This window comes from Streptomyces sp. NPDC043908 (assembly GCF_056435525.1).
On the sequence record NZ_JBWKEI010000010.1, the window covers coordinates 25106 to 50843 of the forward strand.

At 71.7% G+C, this 25738-nt stretch carries 22 protein-coding genes and 1 riboswitch; of the genes, 5 read left to right on the top strand and 17 right to left on the bottom strand.

Features of this window, described 5'->3' with window-relative positions:
* Positions 1-13 precede the first annotated feature (13 nt).
* The 3 genes from AC069K_RS22000 to AC069K_RS22010 form a co-directional block, all read right to left on the bottom strand.
* Positions 14-1195 carry an ArsA family ATPase gene (locus tag AC069K_RS22000; protein WP_478618816.1) on the bottom strand — a complete coding sequence of 394 codons (1182 nt, stop codon included), beginning with the start codon at positions 1193-1195 and terminating at the stop codon, positions 14-16.
* 1 nt (position 1196) lies between these two features.
* Positions 1197-1670, bottom strand: a complete 474-nt coding sequence (locus tag AC069K_RS22005) for an SRPBCC family protein (RefSeq protein ID WP_358835265.1) — start codon at positions 1668-1670, stop codon at positions 1197-1199.
* 93 nt (positions 1671-1763) lie between these two features.
* Positions 1764-2525: a metallophosphoesterase family protein gene (locus AC069K_RS22010; protein ID WP_478618820.1), complete on the bottom strand. Its 762-nt coding sequence runs from the start codon at positions 2523-2525 to the stop codon at positions 1764-1766.
* 273 nt (positions 2526-2798) lie between these two features.
* Here AC069K_RS22010 and AC069K_RS22015 point away from each other — a divergent pair, with 273 nt between their 5' ends.
* A complete protein-coding gene (locus AC069K_RS22015; RefSeq protein ID WP_478618823.1) occupies positions 2799-4595 on the top strand; it encodes an AMP-dependent synthetase/ligase in 1797 nt (598 codons plus the stop codon).
* 42 nt (positions 4596-4637) lie between these two features.
* Here the strand turns inward: AC069K_RS22015 and AC069K_RS22020 are convergent, their stop codons facing one another.
* On the bottom strand, positions 4638-6257 hold the full coding sequence (locus AC069K_RS22020; RefSeq protein WP_478618826.1) for a GMC oxidoreductase: 1620 nt from the start codon (positions 6255-6257) through the stop codon (positions 4638-4640).
* A 700-nt stretch (positions 6258-6957) separates the two neighbouring features.
* Positions 6958-8100, bottom strand: a complete 1143-nt coding sequence (locus AC069K_RS22025) for a glycosyltransferase family 4 protein (RefSeq protein ID WP_478618829.1) — start codon at positions 8098-8100, stop codon at positions 6958-6960.
* 113 nt (positions 8101-8213) lie between these two features.
* Here AC069K_RS22025 and AC069K_RS22030 point away from each other — a divergent pair, with 113 nt between their 5' ends.
* Complete coding sequence (locus AC069K_RS22030; RefSeq protein ID WP_478618832.1) at positions 8214-9449, top strand: glycosyltransferase 87 family protein; 1236 nt, start codon at positions 8214-8216, stop codon at positions 9447-9449.
* 140 nt (positions 9450-9589) lie between these two features.
* On the opposite strand, the gene AC069K_RS22035 is transcribed toward AC069K_RS22030, so the two are convergent.
* From AC069K_RS22035 to AC069K_RS22055, 5 genes are all read right to left on the bottom strand, one after another.
* Entirely contained in the window at positions 9590-10819 is a 1230-nt protein-coding gene (locus AC069K_RS22035) for a hypothetical protein (RefSeq protein ID WP_478618835.1), read from the bottom strand.
* 16 nt (positions 10820-10835) lie between these two features.
* Positions 10836-11852, bottom strand: a complete 1017-nt coding sequence (locus tag AC069K_RS22040) for a C40 family peptidase (RefSeq protein WP_365114464.1) — start codon at positions 11850-11852, stop codon at positions 10836-10838.
* A 263-nt stretch (positions 11853-12115) separates the two neighbouring features.
* Complete coding sequence (locus AC069K_RS22045) at positions 12116-13141, bottom strand: C40 family peptidase (RefSeq protein WP_358835257.1); 1026 nt, start codon at positions 13139-13141, stop codon at positions 12116-12118.
* 254 nt (positions 13142-13395) lie between these two features.
* On the bottom strand, positions 13396-14757 hold the full coding sequence (locus tag AC069K_RS22050; RefSeq protein WP_478618840.1) for an NYN domain-containing protein: 1362 nt from the start codon (positions 14755-14757) through the stop codon (positions 13396-13398).
* Positions 14758-14799: 42 nt separating this feature from the next.
* Entirely contained in the window at positions 14800-15045 is a 246-nt protein-coding gene (locus tag AC069K_RS22055; RefSeq protein WP_067158271.1) for a hypothetical protein, read from the bottom strand.
* A gap of 177 nt (positions 15046-15222) precedes the next feature.
* Between AC069K_RS22055 and AC069K_RS22060 the strand changes: the two genes are divergently transcribed.
* Positions 15223-15966, top strand: coding sequence for a rhomboid family intramembrane serine protease (locus tag AC069K_RS22060; RefSeq protein WP_365114462.1), 744 nt, complete (start codon positions 15223-15225; stop codon positions 15964-15966).
* Positions 15963-16244: an Lrp/AsnC family transcriptional regulator gene (locus tag AC069K_RS22065; RefSeq protein ID WP_067158275.1), complete on the top strand. Its 282-nt coding sequence runs from the start codon at positions 15963-15965 to the stop codon at positions 16242-16244. Before AC069K_RS22060 ends, AC069K_RS22065 begins: the two co-directional genes overlap by 4 nt.
* A gap of 400 nt (positions 16245-16644) precedes the next feature.
* Here AC069K_RS22065 and AC069K_RS22070 read toward each other — a convergent pair whose 3' ends face one another.
* The 6 genes from AC069K_RS22070 to ctaE all read right to left on the bottom strand — a co-directional run bounded on the left by AC069K_RS22070 (position 16645) and on the right by ctaE (position 23850).
* Complete coding sequence (locus tag AC069K_RS22070; RefSeq protein WP_478618845.1) at positions 16645-18051, bottom strand: aminotransferase class V-fold PLP-dependent enzyme; 1407 nt, start codon at positions 18049-18051, stop codon at positions 16645-16647.
* A gap of 230 nt (positions 18052-18281) precedes the next feature.
* Positions 18282-18399: riboswitch (SAM riboswitch) on the bottom strand.
* An 88-nt stretch (positions 18400-18487) separates the two neighbouring features.
* The gene (trpD, locus tag AC069K_RS22075) at positions 18488-19552 is read right to left on the bottom strand and encodes an anthranilate phosphoribosyltransferase (protein ID WP_478618848.1); all 1065 of its coding nucleotides are present in this window, start codon (positions 19550-19552) and stop codon (positions 18488-18490) included.
* 133 nt (positions 19553-19685) lie between these two features.
* Positions 19686-21314 (bottom strand): cytochrome bc1 complex cytochrome b subunit, encoded by a 1629-nt coding sequence (gene qcrB, locus AC069K_RS22080; RefSeq protein WP_358833670.1) that lies wholly within the window; start codon positions 21312-21314, stop codon positions 19686-19688.
* Positions 21311-22360: a cytochrome bc1 complex Rieske iron-sulfur subunit gene (gene qcrA, locus AC069K_RS22085; protein ID WP_358833669.1), complete on the bottom strand. Its 1050-nt coding sequence runs from the start codon at positions 22358-22360 to the stop codon at positions 21311-21313. The genes qcrB and qcrA overlap by 4 nt, the downstream gene beginning before the upstream one ends.
* Positions 22357-23166, bottom strand: a complete 810-nt coding sequence (gene qcrC / locus AC069K_RS22090; protein WP_358833668.1) for a cytochrome bc1 complex diheme cytochrome c subunit — start codon at positions 23164-23166, stop codon at positions 22357-22359. The genes qcrA and qcrC overlap by 4 nt, the downstream gene beginning before the upstream one ends.
* A 63-nt stretch (positions 23167-23229) precedes the next feature.
* Positions 23230-23850 (bottom strand): aa3-type cytochrome oxidase subunit III, encoded by a 621-nt coding sequence (gene ctaE, locus AC069K_RS22095; RefSeq protein ID WP_358833667.1) that lies wholly within the window; start codon positions 23848-23850, stop codon positions 23230-23232.
* Between the two features lie 178 nt (positions 23851-24028).
* On the opposite strand from ctaE, the gene AC069K_RS22100 reads away from it, so the two are divergent.
* Positions 24029-24445 (top strand): hypothetical protein, encoded by a 417-nt coding sequence (locus AC069K_RS22100; RefSeq protein WP_468897460.1) that lies wholly within the window; start codon positions 24029-24031, stop codon positions 24443-24445.
* Between the two features lie 31 nt (positions 24446-24476).
* On the opposite strand, the gene AC069K_RS22105 is transcribed toward AC069K_RS22100, so the two are convergent.
* Complete coding sequence (locus AC069K_RS22105; protein WP_365114038.1) at positions 24477-25733, bottom strand: L,D-transpeptidase; 1257 nt, start codon at positions 25731-25733, stop codon at positions 24477-24479.
* Positions 25734-25738 lie beyond the last annotated feature (5 nt).

Sequence of the window (25738 nt, forward strand, 5' to 3'; positions counted from 1 at the left end):
GGGGGTACGGCGTTCAGGACGTCCGGGGCCACAGGTCGGGGTCCGGGGTGAACCGGATCCTCAACACGCCGTCGGTGAGCCCGGCGCCGGAGACCGTGCAGCGGCGCAACGCGGAGGGCAGGGGGGCGATCCGGCGGAACGGTCCGGCGGTGAGCAGGAGTTCGTCGCCGCGCCGCACCAGGCCGAGCTCCTCCTTGCGGGCGCCGGGCAGCGGCAGGTGCCACACCAGGACGCCGTCGCCGGCCAGCCGGTCCTCGACGTGCCAGGGCTCGGGCCGGGCGGACCCGTCCTTCCCTTCCCACGGCCCAATCTCGCCGGTCGGTCCGTCGATCAGCTCGTCCAGCTCCTCCGTGCCCCGCGGGTCGCGGCCCAGGTGCGGGACCTCGTGCAGCGGTACGTCCTCGAACTCCTGGGCCAGCTCCTTGAGCGCGCACTGCTGGTGCCCGGAGAGCGCGGCGAGGAAGCGGTCCGCCGAGCCGGTGGGCAGGACGCGGTTGGCGATCACCGCGTCCGTGGTGAGCTCGTGCAGCGCCAGACCGAGGCGGGCGGTGCGCAGGGCGGCGACGCCCGCCGCGCCCGGCTCGGCGACCAGCCGTACCGTCGTCGCCGGGTCGCGCACCACGGCTTCGACGGCGGCGAGCTCCGCGTCCCAGCGGGCGGCCGTCTCGTACAGCCACCGCGCGGGCATCGGGACCCCGGCGAGCTGGGCGAGGACCGGGCGCAGCGAGCGGGCGGCCTGCCGCTCGGGCGGCAGCAGCCGGCGCAGATAGCGGCGCAGCTGCCCGGGCAGGGCGAGCACGGCGATGCTCTGGTGGACCGGGGGCATGTCGACGACGACCAGGTCGTGGCCGCCGGCGGCCGCCTCGCGCACCGCCTTGAGCAGGGCGAGCTGCTCGGCGCCGGGCAGCTCGGTCAGCTCCTCGGCGTCCAGGCGCCCGGCGCCCAGGAGCTCCAGGGCGGCTCCGGCGCGGTCCTGGAGGGCGAGCAGTTCGGTGCGGAAGTCGGCGCCGGAGTCGACGCGGACGACGTCGAGGCCGGGCGGCTCCTCGCCGTCGAACAGCCGGGGCGTCGGGTCCTCGCGGTCGGCGGTCAGGAGCAGGGCGCGCTCACCGCGCCGGGCGGCCGCGAGCGCGGTCGCGGCGGCGACGGTGGTGCGGCCCGCGCCGCCGGGACCGGTGACGAGGACCGTACGCACGTCAGGCCTTCTCGGCCCCGTCGGCGCCGCCGGCCGCCGCGCCGCTCTCGACGCGCTTCTTCAGTCCGGCGAGGGCGCGGTCGATGATGACCTTCTCGGCCTTGCGCTTGATCATGCCGAGCATGGGGATCTTGACGTCCACGGTCAGCTGGTAGGTGACCTCGGTGTGGCCGCCGGGGGCGTCGGCGAGGCTGTAGGAGCCGTCGAGGGCGCGCAGCATCTGGGACTTGACCAGGCTCCAGCTCACCTTGCGGGAGCCGTCCCAGGTGTACTTGAGGGTGTGGTCGTCCTTGATGGCGCCCGCGTCCAGCACCAGGCGGACCTGCTCGGCGCGGCCCTCGGCGTCCCGCGACAGCACCTCGGCCTCCTTCACCTCTCCGGTCCACTGCGGGTACCGGGCGAAGTCGGCGATCACCCCCATCACCTCGGCAGGTGCCGCCTCGATGGTGATAGACGAGCTGGTGTGTTCCGCCATCGTCGTGGCTCCTCCAGTGCGCGGGCCGGTGTGTGGGGGTCGGTAGACGTGCAGGCTATCGCGTGCGGCCGGGGCCTCTCGCCGGTGCCCGGGTCACCACTGGAGCGCGAAGGGCCGGGAAGTGGCGGCGAAGTGGCCGACGTTCACGCATTCGGTGCGGCCGATCCGGACCCGGCGGGCGAGCGGCTGGTGGACGTGGCCGAAGAGGGAGTAGCGGGGCCTGGTCTTCCGGATGGCTTCGAGCAGGGCGCGCGAGCCGCGCTCGAAGCGGCGCGCGACGGTGTCGTAGACGAGCTCGGGGACCTCCGGCGGGATGTGCGAACAGAGCACGTCGACCTCACCGAGCGCCTCGACCTTGGCCGCGTACTCCTCGTCGGAGATCTCGTAGGGCGTGCGCATCGGGGTGCGCAGTCCGCCGCCCACGAAGCCGAAGACCCACCCGCCGATCTCGACCCGCTGCCCGTCCAGGACCGTGGTGCCCGGACCGGCGTACTGCGGCCAGAGGGTCGGTATGTCGACATTGCCGTAGGTGGCGTACGTCGGGGTGGGGAAGGCGGCGAACATCTCGGCGTACTGCTTGCGGACCGCCGCCTCGATGGCGGCCTCCCGGTCGAGCCCGGCCCACAGCGAACGGCCCAGCTCACGGGCCTCCTCGAAGCGGCGGGCGGTGCGCAGGGCGACGATCCGGTGGGCGTTCTCGACGCCGAAGAGGTCGGGAAAGATCCCGCGCGAGTGATCGGCGTAGTCGAGGAAAAGGACGAGGTCACCGAGGCAGAGCAGGGCGTCGGCGCCGTCGCCCGCCTTCGCCAGGCCCTCGGCGTTTCCGTGCACATCGCTGATCACATGTACTCGCATGCAGCCACCCTAGGCCGCCGGACCTGCGGTTACTTCCGAGTCGCGAAAGGAGTGGACTACTGTGCGTGAAGCGGCGCGAAATCCGTGTGACGCAGCGAACATCTGGCCAGGACCCCCTATCGGGAACCCACTACCGGTGGGTAACGTCCGGGCAGTCCAGTCGTGCTCGGAGCAGACCCCCAACAAGTTGCTCCGGGCACCTGCCCGATCTTGGACCGCAGCCGGTGCGTCACACAGAGCCGTGGCACCGGCGCCCGATGAGGAGCAGCAGTCTTGCGCGAGTTCAGCCTTCCGGCCCTGTACGAGGTCCCCACGGACGGCAACCTGACGGATCTGATCCGCCGCAATGCCGCTCAGCATCCCGATGTCGCGGTCATGGGCCGCAAGGTCGCGGGACGCTGGACCGACGTCACCGCCACCCAGTTCCTCGCCGAGGTCCGCGGCGTGGCCAAGGGCCTCATCGCCGCCGGCGTCGAGCCCGGCGACCGGGTGGCCCTGCTGTCCCGTACCCGCTACGAGTGGGTGCTGCTCGACTTCGCCATCTGGAGCGCGGGCGGGGTCACCGTCCCCGTGTACGAGACGAGCTCGCCCGAGCAGATCCAGTGGATCCTCGGCGACTCCGGCGCGACCCTGTGCGTGGTGGAGACCGAGGCGCACCTGGCGTCCGTCACCGCCGTGCAGTCGGCGCTGCCCGCCCTCAAGGGCGTCTGGCAGCTGGAGGCGGACGCGGTGGCGCAGCTCACCGCGGGCGGCTCGGACATCTCGGACGAGCTGCTCGACCAGCGGATGTCCTCGGCGCACGCCGACGACCCGGCGACCATCGTCTACACCTCGGGCACCACCGGCCGCCCCAAGGGCTGTGTGCTGACCCACCGCGCCTTCTTCGCGGAGTGCGGCAACGTGGTCGAGCGCCTCAAGCCGCTCTTCCGCACCGGCGAGTGCTCGGTCCTGCTCTTCCTGCCCGCCGCCCACGTCTTCGGGCGGCTGGTCGAGGTGGCGTCGGTGATGGCGCCGATCAAGCTCGGCTGCGTACCGGACATCAAGAACCTCACCGACGAGCTGGCCGCCTTCCGGCCGACGCTGATCCTCGGTGTGCCGCGGGTCTTCGAGAAGGTCTACAACGCGGCGCGCGCCAAGGCGCAGGCGGACGGCAAGGGCGCGATCTTCGACAAGGCCGCGCACACCGCGATCGCCTACAGCCGCGCGCTCGGCACCCCGCAGGGCCCTTCGCTCGGTCTGAAGATCAAGCACAAGGTCTTCGACAAGCTGGTCTTCAGCAAGCTGCGCGCGGTGCTCGGCGGCAAGGGCGAGTACGCGATCTCCGGCGGCGCCCCGCTGGGCGAGCGGCTCGGCCACTTCTTCCGGGGCATCGGCTTCACGGTCCTGGAGGGCTACGGCCTCACCGAGTCCTGTGCCGCGACCGCCTTCAACCCGTGGGACCGCCAGAAGATCGGCACGGTCGGCCAGCCGCTGCCGGGCTCCGTGGTGCGCATCGCGGACGACGGCGAGGTGCTGCTGCACGGCGAGCACCTGTTCACGGGGTACTGGAACAACGAGGCGGCGAGCGCCGAGGCGCTGGCCGACGGCTGGTTCCACACCGGGGACATCGGCACCCTCGACGAGGACGGCTACCTCGCGATCACCGGCCGCAAGAAGGAGATCATCGTCACGGCGGGCGGCAAGAACGTCGCCCCGGCGGTGATCGAGGACCGCATCCGCGCGCACGCGCTGGTCGCGGAGTGCATGGTGGTCGGTGACGGGCGGCCGTTCGTGGGCGCGCTGGTCACGCTGGACGAGGAGTTCCTGGCCCACTGGGCCGCGGACCACGGCAAGCCGGCCGGTTCCTCGGCGGCCTCGCTGCGGCAGGACGCGGAGCTGCTGGCGGAGGTGCAGCGGGCGGTCGACGACGGCAACGCCGCGGTCTCCAAGGCGGAATCGGTGCGGAAATTCCGCATTCTCACCTCCCAGTTCACGGAGGAGGCGGGGCACATCACCCCGTCGCTGAAGCTGAAGCGCAACGTCGTGGCGAAGGACTTCGCCGACGAGATCGAGGCGATCTACGCCCACTGACCAGGCCGGTCCGTTCAGGGCGGGCCCATCAGGCCGGTCCGCTCAGACCGGGGCGTCCTCCGCGAGGACGCGCTGGACGTTGCGTTCGGCGAGCGCCGTGATCGTGACGAACGGGTTGACGCCGATGGAGCCGGGGATGAGGGCTCCATCGGTGACGTACAGGCCCGGATACCCCTTCACCCGCCCGTAGTCGTCGGTCGCCCGCCCCAACGGGCAGCCGCCGAGCGGGTGGTAGCAGAAGCCGTCCGCGAACGGGGTGCCGTTGCCGAACAGGTCGTACCGGTACATCGTCGCGTTCCTGAGGTTGATCCGGTCGAAGAGCTTCTTCGTGGCGTCGACCGAGGGCTGGTTCTGCGCCCTGGTCCAGTTGAGCTTCACGGAGTCGCCGGCCCGGTCGTACGAGAAGGTGCCGCGCTGCGGGTTCCTGGTGATCGCCAGATAGAGGCTCACCCAGTGCTCGAAGCCCATCGGCAGCGGGGCGATCTCGGCGAAGACCGGGTTGGCGGCGTTGTCCCAGTCGTCGATGCCCAGGGCGGGCATGGTGGACTCGTCGGCGCCCACGGTTTCCCACACGTGGTTGGCGCGGGCGGTCATGATGTTGCCGTTGGGGCCCCAGCCGGTGCCGACGGCCGCGTCCAGGGCCGGCAGCGTGCCCTTCTCGCGGGCGCGCACCAGCAGTTCGGTGGTGCCGAGGCTGCCGGCGCCCAGGAAGAGCCTGCCGCAGCCGATCTCCCGGGTCTCCACGACCTTGCCGGTCAGGTCGGTGCGGTCGGCGGTGACGACGTACGTGCCGTCCGGCTCCCGGCGGATCGCGCGGGCGTGGTGCAGGGTCTCGATGGTGACGTTGCCGGTGCCCAGCGCGGCGGCGAGGTAGGTCTTGTCGAGGGATCTCTTGCCGTGGTTGTTGCCGTAGATGACCTCGCCCGCGAGGGCGGAACGGGTGGCGGTGCCGGCGGCTTCGCGCTGCATGTAGCCGAAGTCGTAGACGTTGGGGACGAAGACGGTCTTCAGCCCGGCATTCTGGGCCGCCTTGCGGGAGGTACGGGCGAACCTGTACCACTCGGTGGACTCGAACCAGGCCGGGTCGACGGAGTTGACGCCGAGCATGGCGTTGGCGCGCGGGAAGTACGTGGCGTACATCTCGGCGGCGTCGACCTGCGGCAGGACCTGGGTGAAGTAGTCGCGGCGCGGGGTGACGGCCATGCCGCCGTTGACGAGCGAGCCGCCGCCGACGCCGCGGCCCACGTACACGGACATGTCGCCGTGGTTCACGCGGTCGAGGACGCCCGGGTAGGGGCTGATGGCCCTGTTGACGACATCCAGCCAGAGGAACGTGGCGAGAGGTGCCTCGGTGCGGGTGCGGAACCACATGGACCGCTGGTCCGGGGCGGAGGTCGAGCAGAAGACCGTGCCGTCCTGGGCGGGGGTGTCCCAGAGGCGGCCCATCTCCAGGACGAGCGTGTGGACGCCGGCGCGGCCGAGCCTGAGGGCGGCGACGGCCGCGCCGTAGCCGGAGCCGATGACCAGGGCGGGGGTGTGGGTGGGGGGCTGCGCCTGCGCGGCGCGGGCGGGGTCGAGGGTGATTCTGGGCAGGCCCAGGAGGGCGGCCGTCTGGAGGGCGCCGAGACCCAGGAGGTGACGGCGCGTCAGGTTTGGTGTCATGCGCGCAGCATGGGCGGAATTCGGGCTTCCGCCCAGCGGTCACGTTGTCTTAAATCTGAGTGACCGTCAGGGGTGGGAGTGTGCGGGGGCCCGGGGGTTGTCTGCGGCGGGGTGGTGACCCACTCGCGCAGTTCCCCGCGCCCCCTGGGTGCCAGGACTTCGCCTGCGGCCGGGCGGGGTAGCCGGCCGCGCAGTTCCCCGCGCCCCTAGGTCGTTCGTCGCCCGCGGGCCGGTGCGTGGCTGGCCGCGCAGTTCCCCGCGCCCCTGGGAGGTTTGCCGTCTGCGGGCCGGTGGGGGCTTGTCGCGCAGTTCCCCGCGCCCCTGGGGGTTGGCCGTAGCCAGAGAACCCAGCTCAGCCACAGGCCTTTAGGGGCGCGGGGAACTGCGCGACCAGCCCACCACTCAGCCGCAGACGAACGAAAGCCACCGGGCACGGCAGCACCGCCCGCAGGGACGTACTGCCCAGGGGCGCGGGGAACTGCGCGACCAGCCCACCACTCAGCCGCAGACGAACGAAAGCCACCGGGACGCGGCAGCACCGCCCCGCAGGGACGTACTGCCCAGGGGCGCGGGGAACTGCGCGAGCAACCCTCGACTCAGCCGCAGACGAAAGCCGGGCCAGAAAGGGGCGCGGGGAACTGCGCAGGCGAGCCGCACACGACCCGCGCCCGAGCACCCGGCCCGGCCACCGCCACCCCCCTCACAGCACCCCCTTCAACCCCTCCGCCAACAAATCCCACCGCCACTTCTCCTCCACCCACGCCCTCCCCCGCTCCCCCATCCGCCGACGCAGGTCAGGGTCCTGGAGGAGGGTGACGATCCGGGAAGCCGACTCCTGCGCCGAGCCCCCGCGCACCACGAACCCCGTCTCCCCCTCCAGCACCGCGTCCGGCGCACCCCCCGAGTCCCCCGCCACCACCGGCAGACCCGTCGCCGAGGCCTCCAGGTAGACGATGCCCAGGCCCTCCACGTCGAGGCCGCCGCGTCGGGTGCGGCAGGGCATGGCGAAGACGTCGCCGGCGCCGTAGTGTGCGGGCAGCTCGGCCCACGGGACGGCGCCGGTGAAGCGGACCGAGGAGGCGACCCCGGTCTTCTCGGCGAGGGCGCGGAGCTCCTTGCCGTACGGCCCGCCGCCCACGATCAGCAGCACCGCGTCCGGCACGCGCGCGAGGATCGACGGCATCGCGAGGATGAGGGTGTCCTGGCCCTTGCGGGGCACGAGGCGCGAGACGCAGACCACGACGGGCCGGTCGGTGAGGCCCAGACGGGCCCGGACCTCGTCGCCGCCCGAGCCGGGGTGGAAGGTCTTCTCGTCGACGCCGGGCGGCAGTTGGACCATCCGGTCGGCGGCCCGCGCGGTGAGTGCGGCGGAGATCCGGGAGCGGGTGTACTCACCCAGGTACGTGATCGTGTCCGTGCCCTCGCCGATGCGCCGCAGCAACTGCCGCGAGCCCGGCAGCTGGGCCCAGGCCGCCTCGTGCCCGTGCGTGGTGGCGACCAGGCGTTCCGCGCCCGCCCGGCGCAGCGCGGGCGCCATCAGGCCGAGCGGCGCCGCGGCCCCGAACCACACCGAGGAGCAGCCGTGCTCCTTGAGCAGGCCGACCGCGCGCCGGGTCACCCGGGGCGTGGGCAGCAGCATCGTGGTGCGGTCGCGCACCACGGTGAAGGGCTGCTCGGCGTCGAAGGCGGCGGTCGCCTCGGCGCCCTCGCGGCCCCGCTTCCAGGTGGAGGCGTAGACGACGAGCTGCTCGGGGTCCAGGCGCAGCGCCATGTTGTGCAGGAACGCCTGGATCCCGCCCGGGCGCGGCGGGAAGTCATTGGTCACGATCAACGTCTTGTGCATCGCCGCCGACAGTACCCAACGGCCCCGCCTCGTCGCTCGTGCCGGTCCCCGCCCGGCATCATGACTGCGGCGGGCGAAAGGCCCGATCCACGCGATACAGGGACGGGGTGTGCATGTCGGAAGGAAGCGGCACAGGGCGCGCGAGGAGCGTGCCGGGACTCCTCGCGGTGTTCGCCGCCACCCGGTGCCTGCTGCTGCTCTGCGTCCTGCGGGTGCTGGTCGTGCCGGGTCCGGACGTCACCAGCGACGTGTCGGTGATCTACCAGGGCTGGTACGAGGTGCTGCGGACCGGTACGTATCCGCTGGACGACGTCACCTGGCAGTACCCGCCGGCCGCCGCGCTGGCGATCCTCTCCCCCGCGGCCCTGCCCTTCCTCGACTACGCCTCCGCCTTCTTCGTCCTGGCGCTCCTCGCCGACGTCCTGGTCCTCGGGCTGCTGCTGTACGCGGGCGGGCGCCCCGGCGGGTCCCGCGCGGGGGCCCGGCTCTGGGTGTGGGGCGTACCGCTGCTGGGGCCCACCGCGTACGCGCGCTACGACCTACTAGTGACGGCGGTCGCGGTGGCCGCGCTGCTGGCCGGGGCGCGCCGACCGCGGGTGCTGGGGGCGCTCGCCGCGTTCGGCGCGCTGCTGAAGGTGTGGCCGGTGCTGCTGCTCGTCCGGGCACCGCGCCGGGCGTGGGCGGCGGCGGCCGTCACCGCGGGCGTCTTCCTGCTCGCCTGCCACGCGGTCGCGCCGGGCGCGTTCGCGTTCCTCACCTTCCAGCGCGACCGGGGCACCGAGGTGGAGTCGCTCGGCGCCCTGGTCTTCCACGTGGCCCGCCATCTGGGCTGGCGGGGCCGGGTGCAGCTCAACTACGGGTCGGTGGAGTTCCTCGGTCCATACGTACCGCTGGTCTCCACGCTGGCGATGGCGCTCACGGGGCTGGCGTTCGGCTGGCTGCTGCTGTGGCGGCTGCGGGCGCGCCGCACCGGCCCCGGCACCCTGGCGGACGCCGCCTTCACGGCCGTGCTGCTCTTCACCACCACCAGCCGGGTGATCAGCCCGCAGTACCTGATCTGGCTGGTGGGCCTCGCGGCCGTGTGCCTGGTCGTGCGCCGCTCCCCGATGGCGCGCCCCGCGTATCTGGTATTGGCGGCGGCGGCGGTGACCCTGCTGGAGTTCCCGATCTGGTTCTCGCACGTGGTGGCGAGCGACTGGCTCGGGGTGCTGCTCCTGTCCGTCCGCAACGGGCTTCTGGTGGCGGCGTCGGTGACCGCGTGCCGCCGCTTGTGGCGCGCCACGGTCCCCCGTCCCCCGCTGCCGGTTCAGCAGGTCCGCACGAGGGTCTTCTCGGTCCTGGTGCGCTGAGCGGTCCACGGCCCGGCCGGTGGCGGTGGCGAGGGCCGCGCCGCGCACGCCCAGGCCGCAGCCGAGGAGCGGCGGCGGGTCGAGGGCGAGGGCCGGCGCGCCGGCGAGGATCGCGGCCCTGGAGGGATGAGTGGGGTTCGTCAGGCCAGTTCTTCGCGGACGTAGGCCCGCCACAGGGCCGTGAACTCCCTTGGTGTGGTGCCCAGTTGGTCGTTGAGGGCCTTCTCCAGCGCGCCCTCGCGGTGCTTCTGGCCGCCCACCTGCGCGTAGAGCGCGGCGAGCTTCGCCTCGCCCCAGCGCTGGGCGATCAGACGGCACGCCAGCCAGCCGCCCTCGTACGCGCGCGCCAGCCGGTCCGCGCCGCCCTCGAAGCCGAAGTCGGCGTCGGCGGGCAGGTCGCCGGGCGGGCCGTCGCGCCGCACCGCCTCCTGGAGCTCCGGGGCGGCCTCGGCGGGCGTGCGCCCGGTGCCTCGGTAGCCGACCCAGTCCGCGTAGCCCTCCGAGAGCCACATCGGGGTCGCGGAGGAGGTGCGGGTGCGGGTGGCGACATGGGTGGTCTCGTGGGTGAGGACGACCCGTTGGCCGAGATCGCCCAGGACGCCGTACGCCTCGGGGTTGACGATCACCCGGTCCGCGGGCGCCGCCCCGGCCGCGCCCGCCTCGCCGGTGGTGACCGCCGCGATCCCCCGGTACGAGGCCGGGGGCGCGGCGAGCAGCGCCGCCATCGCGTCGAGCGAGCCGGGCACCAGGACCACCACCCGGCCCGCCCAGCGGCCGGGCCAGGCGGCCGAGACGGCGGGCACCGCGCGGTCGGCGGTGTTTGCGATCCGCTGGAGGGTCCGCCGCTCCTGGCCGACGCCGAGCACCAGGCTGTGCGCGCCGCGCACCACCGACACCGGGCCCTGGCGCCACAGCGGTTCGGCCGCGCCCTCGCCCGCCCGGTCCCCCGTGACGTACCAGCGCCCGGCCCGCTCGTCGAGGTCCACCACCCGGGCCGAGGTCACCGGCGCGCTGTCGTACCCGGTGAGCCGGTAGCGCAGCTCGACCCGGGCGGTGGCGCGGTCGCCCCGGCGGCTGACGCCGGTGACCCGGTACGCCCAGGCGCTCAGCGGCACCTGGCGCAGATTGGCGAACTCGGCGCGCTGGGCGTCCCGCAGACCCGCCGCGCCCGGGTCCAGGGCGGCCAGATAGCCGCGCTCGTCGTGCCCGAGGACGGCCGCCGCCCGGCCGTCCAGCGTGCGCTGCACCTGGCCGGTGACGGGGTCGGGGGCCGGGGCGGGGGACGCGCAGGCGGACACGGACAGCAGCGCGGCGAGACCGTATCCCGCCGTGCGCCGTCGCCCTGTGCCGCTCAGCCAGCCGTCCGCCATCCCCCCGATCGTACGGTCACACCCGGGTGATCGAGGAGATGGGCATCATGCCCACCGGGTCGTAGCGCACCGGCGCGCCCGGGTAGGGGGCGTGGATGACCTGGCCGTTGCCCACGTACATCCCGATGTGGCTGGCGTCGGAGCGGTAGGCGACCAGGTCCCCGGGCTGCGCCTCGGCGAGGGAGACCCGCCGCCCGGCGTACCGCTGCGCCTGCGAGGTGCGCGGGAGCCCGACGCCCGCGTGCGCGTAGGACCACTGCATCAGGCCCGAGCAGTCGAAGCCGGAGGGCCCGTTGGCGCCCCACACATAGGGCCGGCCCACCGCCTGGCGGGCCGCCGCCACCGCGGCCGCCGCGCGCCCGGAGGCGGGCACCGCCCCGCTCAGGTCGGGCAGCGCGCCGCGCCCGGAGCGCGAGACCCGGTCGAAGGCGGCCCGCTCGGCGCTCGGCAGCGCGAGCAGCACCCGGCGGGCCTCGGCGAGCTTGGACTCGACGGTCCGCTTGTGCCGGGCGACCTCCAGACGGCTGCGCTCCAGCTCGGCGAGCTTGCGGGTGGCCTCGGTGCGCTGCTGGCCGATCCGCCGCTGCTCGTGCTGGAGTTCGCGCAGCTCGGTGCTCTGGCGCTCACCGATCCGGTCGAGGGCCGCCGCCTTGTCGAGATACGTGTCGGGGTCCTCGGAGAGCAGCAGCGCGATCGAGGGGTCGAGGCCGCCCGAGCGGTACTGGGCTCCGGCGATCGCGCCGAGCGCGCCCCGCATCCGGTTGATGCGCTCCTGGCCGCGCGCGACGCTGTCCTGCGCGTGCTTGACCTGCTCGCGCAGGAGGTCGGCGCGCTCGTCCGCCTTGTTGTACTGCTCGGTGGCCTCCTCCGCCTGGGCGAAGAGCCGGTCGACCCGCTCCTTGCCGGTGTCGGCCGGTTCGGCGCCGGCGGGGGCCGCGAAGGCCGCGGCCGCGGTGGCCGCCGCGGCGGACAGGACGGTGACCCGGGTGCTCTGGGAGAGCCCGGACTGCGTGGGACGGCGATGGGACGCCACGGGAAGCCGCACTCCTTCCGCTGGTGCGGGCCCCTGCCGCCCGGGCGGGCGGACGAGTTCGGACGATCACGGGGAACCGCACGCCGGAGAGTAGTCGGACGAGCACACGGGGTCCAAAGACCAAGATGTGTACGCACAGTGACGCCCCGCCGGAGAACACAGGTCACCGGCGGGGCGTGGCGTCAGCGCGCGTTGCCGGAATTCGCCCGTTCGGAGGGCGGTGGCAACCGAGTTGTTATACGGCGGGCCGCGGGGCCCGGACCTCAGGCGATGCGGACGCCGAACTGGAACGGCATGTTGCCCATGGCCTCGTAGCGGACGTTGGCGCCCGGCTTCGGGGCGTGCAGCACCTGGCCGTTGCCGGCGTACAGGCCGACGTGGTGCAGGTCGCCGTAGAAGAGGACCAGGTCGCCCGGCTTGAGCTGGCTGCGGCCGATCTGGGTGCCCGCGCCGGCCTGGGCCTGCGAGGTGCGGGGGATGGAGATGCCCGCCTGGCGGTAGGCCCAGGAGGTGAGGCCGGAGCAGTCGAACGAGGCGGTGCCGGTGGCGCCGTACACGTACGGCTTGCCTATCTGCGTCTGGGCGGCGGCCAGGGCCGCGGCGCCGCGGCCGGAGGCGGGCGCCTCGTGGCCGAGGTCGACGCGCTCGTTGGTGCGGTTGGCGCGCGCGTCGTCGGCGGCGAGCGACGCCTTCTCGGCGGCGGTCAGCGAGTTGAGGAGCTTCTGCGCGGCGGCGAGCTTGGTCTGGGTCTCGGCCTTCTTGGTGCCGAGCTCCTTGCGGGTGTCCGCGAGGTCCTTGAGCTTGTCCTGGGCCTCCTTGCGCTGCTGCGCCAGGCTGCGCTGCTTCTCCTGGATCTTCTGGAGCGCCTCGGTCTGCTTGGCGCTCAACTGGTCCAGGGAGGACGCCTTGTCCAGGAAGTCGTCCGGGTTGGCGGAGAGGAAGAGCTGGACCGAGGGGTCGATGCCGCCCGAGCGGTACTGCGCGGAGGCCATCGAACCGAGGCCGTCGCGGAGCTTGTTGAGCTCGTCCTGGCCGCGGGCCACCTTGTCCTGGAGCGCGCCGACCTGCTTCTCCAGCTGGTCCTGCTTCTCCTTGGCGCCGTTGTACTTCTCGGTGGCCTGCTCGGCCTCGTCGTAGAGCTTGTCGACCTTGGACTTCACTTCGCTCTTCGACGGCTTCGGGTCCGCCTGCGCGGCCTGGGACGTGAGAGCGACGGCTGCGGCGGCGGTCGCGGTGAGCACGGTCACGCGGGTGCGGCTCGCAGGCTTGGGTCGACGGTGGGACGCCACGAAGGCGAGCTCCTTCTTCCTCAGCGCCGAACAGCGAAGGACTCGGCGGTACCTCCACGGCCACCCGGACGAGTGATCAACCGCGTGAAGGTTCGAGCCGACCCTAGTGACCTCCCTGTGATCAGTTCAAATCCTGATAGGAAAAAACTCGGTCGACAGAAGGATTCTTTACAGTCATCCCACGCGTAGTAATGGGCACTTGACAGAGCGCTGGGAACCGATCGCCCGAATTCGGGCATTGAACGCAGGAGTTGCTAGACGCGCGAAAGCCGCTTCAAGAGCATGACGGACGCAACCGGACGCGCCCCGGCCTTCGCCACTCCGTCGGCCACCTCGCGGTCGGTCGAGACGACCACCACCGGCCGCCCGGACGGCTCCGCCCGCACCAGCTGGCGGATCAGCTCGTCGGCGGTCACCCCCGGCTTGGAGAAGAGCACCCGGACGCCTCGGGGCGGCGCCAGCAGCACCGGCGCGGCCAGCTCCGCGCCGTCGAAGACGCAGGTGACCTCGGCGCCGGTCTGCGCGGCGAGCACGGAGAGACCGCCGAGCAGCCGCAGCCGCTGCTTCTCCAACGGCATCGTCGGATAGCCGGTCTTGGTGACGTTGTAGCCGTCCACCAGCAGATGCACCTGCGGCAGCGCGAGCAGCTGGTCGAGCAGCGCCGGATCGGTCTCGGAGAGCGCCCGGGCCGCGATGTCCTTCGGGGTCATCTGCCCCGGTTCGACCGCTTCCACGGTGTCGGCGGGCCGTACCGAGGCCGGGGGCAGGGCGAGTTCGCGCCGCAGCCCGGAGGCGGCGTCCAGGACCGTGTCGAGGAGCAGCCGCAGCCGCATGTCCTCGATCGAGCGTCCCTCGCGCACCGCGCGGCGGCTCGCCTCGGCGGACGCCTCGGCCTCGGTGAGCCGGGTCCTGATCCGCCGCGACTCGCTCTCGGCGGCGGCCACCCGGGCCGCCGCCTCCGCTCTGATCCCGTCGATCTCCCCGGTGACCTTGCGCAGGGCGGCCTCGCCGCGCTTGACGTCGCTGAGCGCGCTGCGCAGTTTGCGCTGGAGCGCCTCGGCCTCCTTGCGGGCGGCGGCCAGGTCGGCGCGGAGCTCCTCCTGCTCGGTGCGCAGCCGCTCGTGCGCCTCGTCGAGCTCCCGGCGCAGCCGTTCCAGCTCGCGCCGGCCCTCCTCGTCGGCCCGCTCGGCATCCGCCCGCTGGGCCTCCTCGCCGGCCGCCGCGACCAGCTTCACCCAGCCGACGGGGCGCAGGACGTACGCGGCGGCCGCCACGTCCACGGGGTCGGCGGCCGCGGGCGGCGCGCCGGACTCCAGCGCGCCCGCCAGCTCCGGCTGCGCCTCCTTGAACCGCTCCCCGATCCGCTGCCGGAAGACCGGGTCGGACTCCAGTGCCGCGGCCATGGCGGTGCCGGCGAACTTGGCCCGACGCGTCCGGGTGAAACGGGCGTACTGCCGCAACTGGGGCGGCAGTTCGGCGACGGTCAGCCCCCCGAAGGCGTCCGAGACCAGTGCGACGACCCGGCGCCGCACCCCTTCGGGCAGCGGTCGGTCGAGCACCTCGGCGGGGCCGTCACCGGCAGCACCGGCCGGTTCGGCACCGCTTGCATGCTCCACGATCCGTCACCTCAACTGTCGTCCGTCACTCACCGGGCGGGTTCACTCGGAGCCGGCACCCGGCCTGTCCACCAGCTCGATCTGGTCCACCGCGTTGCACCAGCGGCAGCGCACCGACTCGATGGTCTCACTGACCACCTCGCGTTCCTCGACCTTCGGCTCTCCGGCGAGGTCCAGATGGACGTACTCGACGACCTTGGACGAGCGGGTCACGTCGAAGCGGGTCAGATTGCCGCAGAGGGTGCAGCGCCACCGCGTGGTGGCGGTGGGCAGGGGAACGCTCGTCATGTGGTGCTGTCCTCTTTTCACGGTCTTCCCACGGTTCGTGTCGAAGATGTGGTCGGGGATCTCGCGGTGCGCCGTCGAACTGCGGATGTACTGCCCGTAACCCTACGGCCTAGCGGGTACCCCCCGGCACGGCGAGGCGGTCTGTACCGTTCGGTCCCGGTACGCCATGCTCTGTTCATGATCAAGCCGAGCGCCGTCCGGGTGGCGGTGGTCCGGGGCCCGACGGTCACCTACGCCGTGCTGGCGACCTGCTGCCTGGTCTTCCTCGTCAGCCCCGTCTCCGGCCTCAACCCCTCCTACGGGACGGGGGACGCGCTGCTCGCCGCCCAGAGCGCGTATTTCGCCCGGTGGGGTGTCATCCCGAACGAACTCACGGCCGGTGACCCCGGCGCGCTCCTCACCCCCCTCACGGCGCTCTTCGTGCACGGCAACTGGCTGCACCTGCTGGGCAACATGCTCTTCCTCTACGTCTTCGGCGTGATGGCCGAGGAGCGCATGGGCAGGCTCGGCTTCGCGCTGTTCTACCTCGGCGCGGGCTACCTCGCCCTGCTCGCGTACGCGGTGGCGCACGCGGCGTCCGACCAGACGCTGGTGGGCGCGTCGGGGGCGATCTCGGGCGTCCTGGGCGCCTTCCTGTACCTCTTTCCCCGGGCCCGGGTGACCAGCCTCTTCCCGTTCCTCTTCTTCCTGCCGCTGCGCTTCCCCGCGGCGCCGGTGCTGGTGTTCTGGTTCGTGCTCCAGTGGCTGGCCGTACGGGCGGCTCCGGCGGGCCCCGGAGTGGCCTATCTGGCCCATCTCGTCGGCTTCGGCCTGGGCTTTCTCTACGCCTGGGTCCGGTTCCGCGGGACGGCTAGAGTGAAACGACCGCAACGGCCGAAGCCGTCGGCGCCGGCCGCCACCGAGGGAGAGAACCAGCCGTGATCACCGCGATCGTGCTCATCAAGACCAGCGTGGACCGGATCCCCGAGATCGCGGAGTCGATCGCGTCGCTGGAGAACGTCAGCGAGGTGTACTCGGTGACCGGCACCTACGACCTGATCGCGCTGGTCCGGGTGGCCCGCCACGACGACCTCGCGGACATCATCCCCGGCCGGATCAGCAAGATCCCCGGGGTCGAGGTGACGGACACGCACGTGGCGTTCCGGACGTACTCCCAGCACGACCTGGAGGCGGCGTTCGCGATCGGCCTCGACGCGTAGCCCTTGAGCGGGCGGCACAGCGGTCCGGGGTGCGTTCCTCAGGCGAACTCCGATGCGGGGCGCATGGGCAACCCCGGACGCGCTGTCGTCCGCGGGCCGTCTGTGGCCGCTCGCGCAGTTCCCCGCGCCCCTTCAGGGCCCGGACTTCGGCTGCGGGCCGGTGGGGCTTCTCGCGCAGTTCCCCGCGCCCCTCAAAGCGCCCCTTCGGGGCGCCCCGGGGATGCCGCGCAGCGGCATTTCAGGGGCGCGGGGAACTGCGCGAGCAACCGACCACGGCCCGCAGAAGACCGCAGGTTTCAGGGGCGCGGGGAACTGCGCGAGCAAGCCGGCACGGTCCGCAGGCGAACGAGGGGGTGGGGGCGCAGCCCCCGGAGGGGGCCGGGGCGTAGTCCCGGGGACGTTACTTCGCCGGGACGCAGCGGCCCCCCTCCACCCGGTACGCCCACTTCGCCCCCTCCCCCACCAACTCCCGCACCGCCCCCACGAACCGCTCCACATGCTCGTCCGGCGTCCCCGCCCCGAAGCTGACCCGGATCGCGTTCAGGGACCGCTGCCCCGGCTCCCCCTCCGGCGCCCCGCACTCCCCCTGCTCCTGCGGCTCCCCGCCGAGCAGCGTCCGTACCAGCGGGTGGGCGCAGAACAGGCCGTCCCGGACCCCGATCCCGTACTCCGCCGACAGCGCCGCCGCGAAGTGCGAGCTGTTCCAGCCGTCCACGACGAACGAGATCACCCCGACCCTCGGCGCGTCGTCGCCGAAGAGGGACAGCACCCGCACCTGCGGCACCGCCGCCAGCCCCTCCCGCACCTTCGCGATCAGGTGCCGCTCCCGCTCCACCAGAGCGTCGAAGCCCGCCTCCGTGAGCGCCTTGCAGGCGGACGCGATGGCGTACACCCCGATCACGTTCGGCGATCCGGCCTCGTGCCGGGCGGCCGTGGTGTGCCACTCGACGTCCACCCCGCCGTCCGCGCGCCGCGCGACCGTACGGGAAGCCCCGCCCCCAGCGAGGTACGGCTCGGCCTCCTGGAACCAGTCCGCGCGCCCGGCCAGCACCCCCGAGCCGAACGGCGCGTACAGCTTGTGCCCGGAGAAGGCGATCCAGTCGACGTCCGACTCCCGTACGGAGACGGGGTGGTGGGGCGCCAGCTGCGCCGCGTCCAGCACGATCCGCGCCCCGTGCGCGTGGGCAGCCGCCGTCAGCTCCCTCACCGGCCACAGCTCGCCCGTGACGTTGGAGGCGCCGGTGACGCAGACCAGCGCCGGGCCGTAGGGCTCGCGGTCGGCCAGCGCGCGCTCCAGGATCGCCACCGCCTGCTGCGGCGTGCGCGGCGCGTCGAGGTACGTGACCTGGGCGTCCCGCCACGGCAGCAGCGACGCGTGGTGCTCGGTCTCGAAGACGAAGACCTGGCAGTCGGCGGGGAGCACCCGGGCCAGCAGGTTCAGCGAGTCCGTCGTCGACCGGGTGAAGACCACCTGGTCGCCGGGGCGGCAGTCGAGGAACTCGGCCACCGTCGCCCGGCTGTTCTCGAACAGGTCGGTGGAGAGCTGCGAGAGGTAGCCGGCGCCCCGGTGCACGCTGCCGTAGTAGGGGGCGTACGCGGCCACGTCGTCCCACACCCGCTGGAGGGCGGGGGCGCTCGCGGCGTAGTCGAGGGCCGCGTACGTCACCTCGCCGCCAGTGACCAGCGGCACGGTGACGTCCCGGCCGAGCACCGGCAGCGGCCCCGCGCAGCAGGCCTCCTCGGCCGGGGACGGAACGGCGGCGGTGGAGACGGGGGCGGAGGTGGACGTGGACGCGTATGCGGACATGGCGGTATCTCCCGGCGGGACAAGCCGAATCGGCTGTGGAACCCCCGGGGCACGGCGGACCGACCGGCGGCGCCGGATGCACGGGGGGTGACCTCGACGTACGCGCGGAGGGCGTACGGAGGTGTACAGAAGAAGGGGCCGGAGGCCCTATCGCATTCGCTTGCTCACGAGACTGCTCCCTTGAGGACCAGGACCCCAGGGGCGCGCCACCCGGAGAACGGGTGCGCAGGGGTCCGCGCTTGCCGCCGACCTCGCTGCCTGCGGCCTGGTCTTCACCCGGGGCACCCCGCCACGGACGGAGGGTTGCCGGACAGCGGGCCGGGGCCGTAGTCGCTGTCACTCATGACCTTGGAAAGCATCCTGCCATACGTCGGCGTACGCGCAAGGCGCGGTCCGGCATCCGGACCGCGCCGTGCGTCACACCTTCGGGCGGCGGCTACGCGTTGCTGGCCGCCACCCACCGCTCCAGGGCCCGTCTGGCCGATCCGGAGTCCACCGACTCGGCCGCCCGGGCGATCCCGTCCCGGATCTGCTCCACCAGGGTGCCCGGGCCCGGGTCGAGCGCGACCAGCGCCGCCGCCGAGTTGAGCAGCACCGCGTCCCGTACCGGCCCGGTCTCCCCGGCCAGCAGCCGCCGGGCCACGTCCGCGTTGTACGAGGCGTCGGCCCCGCGCAGCGCCTCCACCGGCACCAGGTCGATGCCCACGTCCCTGGGGTCGAAGGCCTCCTCGCGCACGGCCCCGTCCCGTACCACCCAGACGCGGGAGGTCGCGGTGGTCGTCAACTCGTCCATGCCGTCGTCGCCCCGGAACACCAGCGCCGAGGAGCCGCGCTCGGCGAGGACCCCGGCCACGATCGGCGCCATCCGGGCGTCCGCGACGCCGGTCGCCTGGGACGTCACCCGGGCGGGGTTGGTGAGCGGGCCGAGGAAGTTGAAGGTGGTGCGGATGCCGAGTTCGCGCCGGGCCGCGGCGACGTACCGCAGGGCGGGGTGGAACTTCACCGCGAAGCAGAAGGTGACGCCCGCCTCCTCGGCGACCTGGACCACCTGCCGGGGCGTGAGGTCGAGGTTGACGCCGAGCTTCTCCAGGACGTCGGAGGCGCCGCTGGCGGAGGACGCGGCCCGGTTGCCGTGCTTGACGACCTTGGCGCCGGTGCCCGCGACCACGATGGCCGACATGGTGGAGATGTTGACGGTCTTCGCGCCGTCGCCGCCGGTGCCGACGATGTCGACGGTCCGGCCGGGCACCTCGATCAGGTTGGCGTGCTCGTACATCGCGCGGACCATGCCGGTGATCTCGGCGACGGTCTCGCCCTTGGCCCGCAGGGCCACCGCGAACCCGGCGATCTGCGCGTCGGTCGCCTCGCCGCGCATGATCGAGTCCATCGCCCAGGCGGTCGCCTCGGCGCTCTGGTCGGTGCCGCTGAGCAGGGCGTCCAGTACGCCCGGCCAGGAGTAGGCCGCCACGCTGTCGCCGCCTGCCGGGGTCACAACGTTCATGGTCCGCTCCTGGGTCCACCGACGGATAGGGAATGGGAACACCCTATCCAGCCCCGGGTACGGCGAAGGGCCCCGTCCATCGCCTGGACGGGGCCCCGTGCTGTGTGGCGTACAGCGTCGCGCTGGGTGGGGATCAGTGGTGGCCGTGGCCGCTGGTGATCTCCTCGTACTCCTCGGCGGTCGGCTTGGCGATCTGGCTCTGCTCGCCGAAGTAACCCTTGTGGAGCTTGACGCGCAGCTTCTCCATGCGGGAGACCTTGCGCTTGACACCGTTCTCGTCGACGGCCGCCGGCAGCTCGGCCGGACGGGTCTGCTCGTGCGCGGTGAGCTTGTACAGCTGGCCCGCGTCGAGCGGCTCGTGGACCTCGACGAACTCACCGTGCGGCAGCCGCTTGATGATGCCGGTCTCGCGACCGTGCAGCACCTTCTCGGCGTCCCGGCGCTGGAGGCCCAGGCAGATCCGCTTGGTGACGATGAACGCGACGACCGGTCCGACGAAGAACGCGATCCGGACGAACCAGGTGATGGCGTTGAGCGACAGGTTGAAGTTGGTCGCCCACAGGTCGTTGCCACCGCCGACCAGCATCACCATGTACGCGGTCACCCACGCCACACCGATACCGGTGCGGACGGGAGCGTTGCGCGGACGGTCGGCGATGTGGTGCTCGCGGGTGTCCTTGGTGATCCAGGCCTCGATGAACGGGTAGGCCGCGATCGCGAAGAGCACCAGCGGGAAGATCACCAGCGGGATGAACACACCGAGGACCAGCGTGTGGCCCCACAGGTTGATCTCCCAGCCCGGCATCACACGGATGAGGCCTTCGGCGAAGCCCATGTACCAGTCGGGCTGGGCGCCGGTCGACACCTGGTCCGGGCGGTACGGGCCGATCTCCCAGATCGGGTTGATCGAGGCGATCGCGGCGATGACCGCGATGACACCGAACACCAGGAAGAAGAAGCCGCCGGCCTTGGCCGTGTAGACGGGCAGCAGCGGGGCGCCCACGACGTTCTTGTTGGTGCGGCCGGGGCCCGCGAACTGGGTGTGCTTGTGGTAGAAGACCAGGATCAGGTGAGTGATCATCAGGCCGAGCATGATGCCGGGCAGCAGCAGGATGTGGACCGAGTAGAACCGGGCCACGAAGTCGCCGCCGGGGAACTCGCCGCCGTAGATGAAGAACGACAGGTACGTGCCGACGACCGGCACGCCCAGGATGGCGCCCTCCATGAAGCGGACGCCGGTGCCCGAGAGCAGGTCGTCCGGGAGCGAGTAGCCGGTGAAGCCGGTGAACATGCCGCAGAAGAACAGCAGGAAGCCGAAGAGCCAGTTGACCTCGCGCGGCTTGCGGAACGCGCCCGTGAAGAAGACGCGCATCATGTGCACGAACATGCCGGCGAGGAAGATCAGCGCCGCCCAGTGGTGGATCTGCCGGATGAGCAGACCACCGCGCACATCGAAGCTGATGTGCATGGTCGAGTTGAACGCCTCGGACATCTGTACGCCCTGGAGCGGAACGTAGGAGCCGTCGTAGACGACCTCGTTCATGCTCGGGTGGAAGAACAGAGTCAGGTACACGCCCGTGAGGATGATGATGATGAACGTGTACATGCAGATCTCGCCGAGCATGAAGGACCAGTGGTCCGGAAAGATCTTGCGCATGTTGGTCTTGGCCAGGGTGTAGATCCCCAGCCGGCCGTCGGCCCAGTCGGCGAACTTCTCGCCCTTGCCGGCCTCGCGGCGTTCGTCAGTCGTGGTGGTGCTCATCCGCGCTCCCAGAAGGCAGGACCGACGGGCTCTTCGAAGTCGCCGAGCGCTTCGAGGTAACCCTCGCTGTTCACGCCGATGCGCAGCTGCGGCAGAGCGTGACCGGCCGGGCCGAAGATGACGCGGGCCCCGTCGGAGAGGTCGAAGGTGGACTGGTGGCACGGGCAGAGCACGTGGTGGGTCTGCTGCTCGTACAGGCTGATCGGGCAACCGACGTGGGTGCAGATCTTCGAGAACGCCACGATGCCCTGGTGCGACCACTCCAGCTCGCGCTTGTCCTTGATGTTCTCCGGCTGGAGCCGGACGATCATCAGGGCGGCCTTGGCGATCTGGGTCTGGAAGTCGTGCTGGTCCTCCTCCAGGCCCTCGGGCTTGGCGAAGGTGAGCGAACCGACGGCCACGTCCTCGGGACGCAGCGGCTCGTTGGTGTTCATGTTGATGAGGGCCTTGCCCTTGGCCCACATCGTCTTGCGCAGCTTGTCCTCGGGCAGGGTGCCCAGGTCGCGCAGGAGCACCACACCGGCCAGCGGCACCATGGCCAGCGCGCCGTACATGGTGTTGCGGATCAGCTTGCGGCGGCCGAAGCCGGACTCGCGGACGCCGTCCGCCCAGTCCTGCATGACCTTCTCGCGGACCTCCGGCGGAGCGGCGATCTCGTGACGGTCGTCCGACATCTCCTCGTCGGCCATCAGCGTGCGGGCCCAGTGGACCGCGCCGGCGCCGATGCAGAACAGCGCGACACCCAGGGTCAGACCCAGGGAGAAGTTCAGCGCGCTGACGTGCCCGAACGGGAAGATGTAGACGATCTTGTCGATCGGGAAGATCACGAAGGACGCGATGAAGGCGACCGTGGCGACCATCGAGAGCATGAAGAGACCGGCGACCACGCGCTCGGAGCGCCTGGCGGCCGCCTCGTCGATGTCCTGGACGCGCGGACGGTGGGGCGGCAGCCCCGGGTCCGCGAACGGGTCGCGGGCGCGCTCGACCGAGCCGTGCTCGGGGTCCTGCTCGCTGGGCAGGTTCTCGGAATTGTCTTGGCTACTCATGACTTCTTGGCCTTAGCGGAGTGGGCCGCGATCCAGATGGCGACTGCGATGAGGGCACCGAGGCCGAAGATCCACGCGAACAGACCCTCACTGACGGGACCGAGGCCCCCCAGCGACAGGCCACCGGGGCTCGCCGTCTTCTCACTGTTCACGGCGTCCAGGTACGCGATGATGTCCTGCTTCTGCTTCTGCGGCATCGTCGTGTCGGGGAAGGACGGCATGTTCTGCGGGCCGGTCTGCATGGCCTCGTAGATGTGCTTCGGGTCCACACCCTCCAGGCTGGGGGCGTACTTGCCGTGCGTGAGCGCACCGCCCTTGCCGGAGAAGTTGTGGCACTGGGCGCAGTTGGTGCGGAACAGCTCGCCACCCTTGGCGATGTCCGCGCCTTCCGGGCTGTACTGCTTCTCGGTCGGCTTGATCGGGCCGGCGCCCAGGGAGGCGACGTACGCGGCGAGCTGGTCGATCTCGGCCTGCGAGTAGATGACCTTCTTCTTCGGCACCTGGGCGCCGGGCTGCTGCGCCGGCATCCGGCCGGTGCCGACCTGGAAGTCCACGGCGGCGGAGCCGACGCCGACCAGGGACGGGCCGTCAGAGGTGCCCTGACCGCCGGTTCCGTGGCAGCTGGCGCAGCCGACGGAGTAGAGCTTCTTGCCCTCGTCGATGGCGAGGGACTGGGCGGTTTCGTCGGCCTTCGCCTTGTCCGCGGGCGCGAACGCGGCGTACAGCCCCCCGGTGGCCGCCAGCGCGAGGAGTAGGACGACGAGCGCCGCCAGCGGATGGCGTCGTCGTGCGGAGAGCTTTTTCACGGATTACCCCGGTGTCAGGATCTTCTGCGTCAGTGCGGGATGGTGTCGGGTCTGCGTGCCCGATTACTTGATCAGGTAGATCGTGGCGAAGAGGCCGATCCAGACCACATCGACGAAGTGCCAGTAGTAGGACACGACGATGGCGGCGGTCGCCTGTTCGTGGGTGAACCTTCTGGCCGCGTAGGTCCTGCCGAGAACCAGCAGGAAGGCGATGAGACCGCCTGTCACATGCATGCCGTGGAAGCCGGTGGTCAGGTAGAACACCGAGCCGTACGGGTCGGAGGACAGCGAGAGGCCGTCCTTCTTCACCAGCTCGGTGTACTCGAAGACCTGGCCTCCGATGAAGATCGCACCCATCACGAAAGTGATCATGAACCAGGTGCGCAGCTTCTTCACGTCGCCCCGCTCGGCGGCGAAGACGCCGAGCTGGCACGTGAGGGAGGAGAGCACCAGGATCGTGGTGTTCGTCGCCGAGAACGGAAGGTTCAGCGAGGACGCCATTTCCTTCCAGTGCTCGGCACCCGTCACCGATCGCAGGGTGAAGTACATCGCGAAGAGGGCCGCGAAGAACATCAGCTCGGAACTCAGCCAGATGATGGTTCCGACGCTGGTGAGGTTCGGCCGATTGACCGACGGGTGCGCGTGCCCGGTTTCTACTGTCGTTGCTGTCGCCACGACCGACATTATGTCGGTCGCTTATCTCGCGCTCACTCCGGGGGGTGCCGTTCGGTGTGTCCGCACCCCGTGTCCTGCCCGAACGGCCCATCCGGGCGCTTGCCGAACCGGTGTTGACACGGTGTCGGACGGAGTAGCATCCGCGCATCGGCTCCCGAGCCCGTACCGCCGTCGAATCGGAGGAACAATGCAGTCGAGCGCCACCGTACTTGTCTACAGCGACGACGCGAACACCCGTGAGCAGGTGCGGCTCGCCGCCGGGCGCAGGCCAGCCTCCGACGTTCCCCCGGTGACCTTCCTGGAGTGCGCGACCCCGCACGCCGTCCTCAAGGAGCTGGACCGCGGCGGCATCGACGTGTGCGTCCTGGACGGGGAGGCCGTCCCGGCCGGGGGCATGGGCATCTGCCGGCAGATCAAGGACGAGATCTTCCAGTGCCCGCCCGTGCTGCTGCTCATCGGGCGCCCGCAGGACGCCTGGCTGGCCACCTGGAGCCGCGCGGACGCCGCGGTGACCCTCCCGGTCGAGCCGGTCGAGTTCGCGGCCGCGCTGGCCGCCCTGCTGCGCCAGCGGCGCCCGGACGGTGCCCTGGCCACCAAGGGCTGATCCCCCCACCCCGACCCCCACCGGGCAGGCCCTAGACCTGCGGTCGCAGCCGGGCGGAGTTCAGCTTGCTCTGCCCGGCCTTCGCGTCGGCCTGGAGCACGCTGCCCTTGCGCCACTTCTCCCAGTCGACGTTCCAGTCGCCGAAGCCGTTGTCGAAGGGCGTCATGTCCTCGCCGATGCTGTTGACGACCTTGACGATGTCGCCCTCGGTCACGGTCTCGAAGAACCAGGCCGCGTTCCCGGTGGACATGCCCGTACAGCCGTGGCTGACGTTCGCCGCGCCCTGCGAGCCCACCGACCAGGGGGCCGCGTGCACGTACTCGCCGCTCCAGGTCACCCGGGTGGCGTAGTAGACCGGCAGGTCGTACGCGTCGGCGCTGCCGGCCGAGATCCCGACCGTCTCCCCGCGCATACGTACGTAGTACTGCTTGCCCAGCACCACCTTGACGCCGTTGCGGGTGGAGAAGCCCGGCTTCCCGGTGGTCACCGGAATGGTATTGATCACTTCTCCGTTGCGTTTGACCGTCATGTAGTGCGTGGCGGCGTCCGTGATGGCCTCGATGCGGTCACCCGTGGTGATCTTCAGGGGCTTGGCGGGACCGCCGTACAGCTTGTCCGCGATCCGCACGCCCTCCAGGCGCGAGGTGGCCCGGACGGTCGCGTGCGCGGGCCAGTAGTCCTTGGGCCGGTAGTGGAGCGTCTTGTCGTCCACCCAGTACCAGGCGCCCTCCACCGAGGGCTTGGACTCGACCTTGAGGGCGCGTTCGACGACCGAGCGGGCCGCCTTGTCCTTCACCGGCTTGCTGAGCTCCGCCGTGATGGGCTGCCCGACGCCGTACTTGCCCGCGTCCGGGCCGAACTCGACCTTCACCGTGTCCTTGGGCGCGGTGGTGTCGAACGTGAGCGTACGGCGCCCCGGAGCGCCGTCCGTGTCCTCCGTGGAGACCACCACCGTGTAGTGGGTCCCGGCGACCAGCGGGGAGGTGGAGTGCCAGCGGTTGCCGTCGCCGTCGAGCTCGCCCGCGAGGTAGCGGCCCGCCGCGTCCGCGGCCGTCACGTCCGTGATCCGGCCGCGGCCGCCCCTGGCGGTGATCTCCAGGGGCTTGTCCGGGTCCGCCTTCGCACTGCCCGCCGGACCGTTGTACGCGACCTGGCCGGCCGCGTCGTACGGCTTGGCCGAGAGCGGGTTGCCGTCGGAGTGGCCGCCGCACCCGGCGGCGCCCGCCCCCAGGGCGGTGACCAGCAGGGTGCAGCCGAGGACGGTACGGGTACGCGGTGCCTGACTCATGCCCA